This window comes from Pseudonocardia nigra (assembly GCF_019396355.1).
Classification (GTDB): Bacteria; Actinomycetota; Actinomycetes; order Mycobacteriales; family Pseudonocardiaceae; genus Pseudonocardia; species Pseudonocardia nigra.
Genome location: NZ_JAHKRK010000356.1, coordinates 1 through 4,546 on the forward strand (window position 1 = coordinate 1; position 4,546 = coordinate 4,546).

Below are 4,546 nucleotides of genomic sequence, written 5' to 3' on the forward strand. Positions count from 1 at the left end.
CGCCGCCCAACCCGAGGAGATCGCCCGGCTCGCGGTGTTCCTCGCCTCCAGCGAGGCCGACTACGTCACCGGCGCAACCTACGTCATGGACGGCGGGCTGATGCAGATGTCCGGCCAGGGCGCCTAGCGCTAGAGGATGCGCAGTGCGACGCACAGCCAGCCGGTCTGCTCCTGCTCAAAGCGTGCGGCGACGGCGCGGTGCCGCTGGTCAACGGCCACGACGGCGGCCGCCTCCACGGCGTGCTCGGCCGGGCGGCACACGCGAAGCGACAGCAGCCGCGACACCCGCGCCGGGCGCCCGGCCAGCCGCGCCGCACGGGCGTAGCGCAGCACGGACGGCGCAGCCACCCCGGCCAGCTGTGCGACCGGACGCCGGGCGTTGATCACCTCGAAGATTAGCCAGAGCATCCGCGCCACCGGAAGCTGTACCGCCCCGGCATCCGGCAAGTCCACCACGATCGCCGCGGCATGTACATCGGACGTGTCCGGCGCCGAGTCGGAAGCTCCGAACGTGATCGATGCGCCGCAATGCGGACAGGACATCGTCGACGGCTGCGCCGGTTCGGCGGTCGGCTCGTAGGCGATCGGACGGATCCGGAGAGCCTTCCCACTGCTGCTGGTCATCGTGGTCTCCCCGCGCCCAGGGCCTGTCGGCCCGTCCCCCTTTGGGGTGGCGGGGTGCTGTCCCCCGCCGCCGCAAGGCGCCCCAGCACGGCCGTGGAGGCTCGCCGTCAAGGGCGGCGGACGGCCGTCGCGCAGCGACGCGGAGCGCAGCGCAGCGCCCTTGACGGTGAGTCAGGCCGTGCTAAGCCAAGGGCCGACAGGCCCCCGCCGAAGGCGGTCCACCAGGAGTTCTCTCGGCCCGCGCGGCCCTGAGCGCAACCCGAGGCCTACGCAACCCCCTGTCGCCGGGCACTCCCCGGATCACCACGGCGCCGCCTGCGGCGGCGGCGTCGCCAGCTGCGCCGGCCCCGCCGACCCACGCCCTCTACTTCCGGCCCGGTCGGGGCCGGCAGGGCCGGCTTTCCGGCCACTACCGCTGCAGCGGCGCTCGATCAGCCCACCGGTTCCGGCAGGAGCCGCGGGATCGCGCGCACGTAAACCACCATGCCCACGACCTCGACCAGCGTTTGCGTCACGATCACGACGGCCGCGACCGCGAGGGTGTCCGGCAGGGCCAGCGCCAACGGGAGCACGACCAGTGAGTTGCGCGTGGCGCCGGTGAAGACGATCGCGCGGCCAGCGCTCGTGTCGAGGCGGAAGGCCCGGGCGACGACCAGGCCGAGCCCCGCCATGACGACCAGGAACACGACGTAGAACGGGACGACCCCGAGCACGACCGTGCCGCCGTCGCCGAGCTTCGGAACCTGCGAGGCGACCACCACGAGCAAGGTGGCGACCATGAGCGGCACCATCAACGCGCCGGCCCAGGACGAGAAGGCCTCCCCGGCGGGCCTCCGGGCCGCCCAAGCCTGGGTGAGCCAGGCCAGCGCCAGCGGAATCACGATCAGCACGACGAACGCCTCAACGAAGGGGCCGACCTCGATCACGTCGGCCAGCGCAGGCCCCATGAACAGCAACAGGAACACCGGCAGCAGCGCCATCTGCGCGACGAGCAGCAGCGGCGTCGCGGCGAGGAGCCGATCACTACTCCCACCGGCGAGGCCGCTGAACACGATCACGTAGTCCACGCACGGGGTGAGCAGCACCAGCAGCACACCCAGCCGGACGCCCAGAACAGCAGGCAGGAACCCGAACATGGCCGCGACGACCAGCGGCACGACCACGAAGTTGACGACCAGGGCCGCGCCCAGGAACCGCCCCGCGCGCAAGGACCGCAGCAGCTCGCGCGCCGGCACCTGCAGGAACGTCACGTAGAGCAGGGACCCGAGCACCGGATTGATCGCAACCTCGAGGCCTGGCCCGGCCGACGGCGCGAGGAACCCGACGAGCACCCCGGCCAGGATCGCCCCGACGTAGATCGCCACCTGGTGGCGCTCCATCCGGTCCACCAGGCCGCTCGTCCCCTGCTGCAACAACGCCTCCATGTCCGACTGCGATCCGTTGAGGCGCCCTTGCCCGCTTCGGTCTCATTCTGCCTAGCCCCGCACGTCGGCGCGGGCGTGCTGTCGCTCAGCTGTGACAGGTGCAATCGCCCGAGCCACAGCCCTGATGCCCAGCGGCCCGACGCCTTGTTCGCAGGTGCAGAAACCAGAGCAGAGCGGCTGCGACGAACAGGATCACGGCGACGACGGTGAGACCGGTGGTGGCCGCCGCGACTCCGCCCCCGGTCAGTACCCCGAGAGGGACCAGCACCGGCACCGCACAGCACCCAGCGCACGCGAGAACACCCAGCACCCCAGCGAGCTTGCTCCGCGCTCCCAAGCGGCTCGGTCGCGACCCTCGGGCCGCCGAGCCGCTGTCCTGCGCGAGCAGATTCCGGTCGGGATCGAGGGTCACGCCGACTCTCCTCGGGAGGGGGATGGACGCAGCTCGGCCAGTTCGATGAAAGGCAGCGGGCAGTCCTGGCACGTGCAGTTCGCGAGGCTGTCGCAGCGGGCCTGCACGACCTGGAGCAGCCCGTCGCGGATCCGGGCGAGATCCGCCATGCGGTCCTCGACCTCGGCGAGCTTCGCCCGGGCCCGCTCCTGCAGATCAGCGGTCGGGTGCCGCCGCCGACCTGCGTCCAGTAGCTCGGCCACTTCGTCGAGGGTGAAGCCGAGCCGCTGCGCGGACTTCACCACGCGCAGCAGCGCGACCGCGTCTTCGTCGTACTCGCGGTACCCGCCCAACGTCCGGCGAGGCTCGGGCAGCAGACCGCGGCGCTCGTAGTAGCGCAACGTCTGCACGTTCACCCCGGCCGCCTTGGCCAGCTGCCCGGACCTCATCACTGACTCCTTCACACGCGCGCCGCATACGCGGCCTCCGCCTGCGCGGTCAGGCCGTCCAGCACGATGACCCGGCTCGCCGGCACCCGCACGTCCACCACCAGCTCGCCATCACCCCGGTGGACGTCGAAGTCGAAGAACGAGCAGCACGACGCCTCCCGGGCGGTCAGGTCCCGCGCGTTCTCCTCCACCCCCTCGCCGTCGTCGAGCCGCAGCCGCAGCCACCCCGGCTCCTCACGGCGCAATCCCCGCAGCCACGCGAACAGGCCGTCGAACTCCGCCAGCCGGGTCGGCCGCTCGGCCGTGGGCAGCGTGCACGCATCAGCGGTCACCCAGGCCAGCTCCGACCGAGCGCCCTCCACCCGGCCGGCCGCCAGCTCGAACAACCCCCGCAGCACCGCCTCCGGCTGCGCACCCACCACGGTGACCGGCTGCTTACCGCCGTCCACCACGAACAGCGTCGGCGTCGACGACACCCCGAACAGCTCCACCAGGCCCGGGCTCTCGTCCGCGTTGACCTGCACGAACCTCACCGACGCAGCGAACTCAGCCGCCAACCGGTCCAGGACCGGCGCCACCCGCCGGCAGTTGCCACACCAGGTCGCGAAGAACTCCACCACCACCGGCACCGGAGACGCCCCAACCTCCCGGTCGAACGTCTCCCCGGTGACCGTCACCGCCATCCCGCCACCTCCGCAGCGCTCCTGAATTGACGTCCACGACGCTAAGCCTGTACCTCAGTACAACCCTCAACGTGGCCTCCATCACACCGCAACGAGCTGGTGAGATGTCAGTCCCCCCGCCGGAGATGATCCGCGTCTCCACGGTGCTGGCGAGCAGCCGGGCCCGGGCCTTCGCGTCCCGATCGGCCTCGGCCTCGGTGACCATGTGCGCGGCGCGGTCGGCGAGCTCGGCGCCCAGCGTCCACTGGGTGGAGATGTCCCGCCGCAACGCCCACGTCAACGCGCGCAGGGCGCGCGGCCACGGCTGCGGGTGCGGCCCGCCCCGCCGGGCCTGCACCACCCGCCACGCCTCCCGCAGTGTGCGCGCGGCCGCGGCCTCGCGCGCGCAGTCATCGCGCAGCGCCAGGATGCGCGGGAGCTCTGCGCGCAGCTCGAGCAGGATCTGACGGGCGTAGAGCTCAACCAGCGCCTCGCGCCGGTCCACCACACGCGGCTCCTGGCTGCTGCCGACATTCGTCGCCCGCGGGCCCGGGTCCTCGTCGTACAGCCGCAGGTTCGGCGCGCAAACCCACGCGAGCGTCGTGTCCTCCACGACCAGCACCGTAAGACAACACCCGCCCCTCGGGGGCCGATTGACCAATACCTACGGCACCACCGCCGCGCCGAGCGTGGACCCGCCAGCACCGCGGAAGCCCCGTGATCACGCCGCACCCCCGGCCTCGTTGTCGCTGACATGGTCGGGCTCGAAGTCGCTGCCGCATACCCCACAGGTGATCGGCCCGGCGGCCAGCACGGTCGGCGAGACCCGGATGCGGCGCCCGCAATCGCACACGCACGCCGGCGGCGTCGGCTTCTTCGGCTTCCCCCCGTCGGTGGTCTCAGCCGTGCGGTGCAGCCGCAGCGCCCGCCCCAGCTGGTCGATCACCTCGGCGTAGTCCTTGCGGGTGCTGGTGGGGAGGCTGGTCGGGGACCAGC

Annotated in this window: 7 protein-coding genes; 1 reads left to right on the forward strand and 6 read right to left on the reverse strand. The window is 72.2% G+C overall.

All coding sequences use genetic code 11. From position 1 onward, the window contains the following. Positions 1–127, forward strand: a 127-nt coding sequence (locus tag KME75_RS40090) for an SDR family oxidoreductase (protein ID WP_219420228.1), incomplete at its 5' end; no start/stop codon positions are given. Between the two features lie 2 nt (positions 128–129). Here the strand turns inward: KME75_RS40090 and KME75_RS40095 are convergent. From KME75_RS40095 to KME75_RS40115, 6 genes are all read right to left on the reverse strand, one after another. Then, the gene (locus KME75_RS40095; protein ID WP_219420224.1) at positions 130–624 is read right to left on the reverse strand and encodes an Rv3235 family protein; all 495 of its coding nucleotides are present in this window, start codon (positions 622–624) and stop codon (positions 130–132) included. A gap of 431 nt (positions 625–1,055) precedes the next feature. Beyond that, the gene (locus KME75_RS40100) at positions 1,056–2,048 is read right to left on the reverse strand and encodes an arsenic resistance protein (protein WP_246633752.1); all 993 of its coding nucleotides are present in this window, start codon (positions 2,046–2,048) and stop codon (positions 1,056–1,058) included. A 408-nt stretch (positions 2,049–2,456) separates the two neighbouring features. Continuing rightward, positions 2,457–2,888: a MerR family transcriptional regulator gene (locus tag KME75_RS40105; protein WP_219420225.1), complete on the reverse strand. Its 432-nt coding sequence runs from the start codon at positions 2,886–2,888 to the stop codon at positions 2,457–2,459. A gap of 11 nt (positions 2,889–2,899) precedes the next feature. Continuing rightward, positions 2,900–3,517: a thioredoxin family protein gene (locus tag KME75_RS40110; protein WP_308283486.1), complete on the reverse strand. Its 618-nt coding sequence runs from the start codon at positions 3,515–3,517 to the stop codon at positions 2,900–2,902. Continuing rightward, positions 3,435–4,163: a hypothetical protein gene (locus KME75_RS46460; protein WP_308283487.1), complete on the reverse strand. Its 729-nt coding sequence runs from the start codon at positions 4,161–4,163 to the stop codon at positions 3,435–3,437. Before KME75_RS46460 ends, KME75_RS40110 begins: the two co-directional genes overlap by 83 nt. A gap of 108 nt (positions 4,164–4,271) precedes the next feature. Next, a partial coding sequence (locus KME75_RS40115; RefSeq protein ID WP_219420227.1) for a hypothetical protein occupies positions 4,272–4,546 on the reverse strand: 275 nt, incomplete at its 5' end.